The sequence below is a fragment of the Nocardioides malaquae genome, from assembly GCF_015070385.1.
Classification (GTDB): Bacteria; Actinomycetota; Actinomycetes; order Propionibacteriales; family Nocardioidaceae; genus Nocardioides; species Nocardioides malaquae.
In genome coordinates, this window is the sequence record NZ_JADCSA010000346.1 from 1 (window position 1) to 275 (window position 275).

Genomic DNA, 275 nt, shown 5'->3' on the forward strand with positions numbered 1-275 from the left:
TGCCATTCACTATAATTGCCTGTAAATAATACATTTTCTTTTCAACAGCTTCAACCAGAAGAAGAGATGGAAGAGGAAGCCTCTGACTACGAGAGCTCAATGATGGGTGAAGCTGACCACTCAGATGCCGACTATGCTCCACCCAGATTCCTGTCTAGTTCAGAAACCATGTCAGATAATGCTGGTGACAACCCAAAGGGATGGAAAGGAAGGAGGTGGATTGTAGATGAATGTCGTATAATGGAGCTGTTTAAATTTTGCCCAAAATGTGGAGC

1 protein-coding gene is annotated in these 275 nt (G+C 43.3%); it reads left to right on the top strand.

Going from position 1 to position 275, the window contains the following annotated elements; all coding sequences use genetic code 11:
• Positions 1-66 precede the first annotated feature (66 nt).
• Positions 67-275, top strand: a 209-nt coding sequence (locus IEQ44_RS17195; RefSeq protein WP_227487632.1) for a hypothetical protein, incomplete at its 3' end; no start/stop codon positions are given.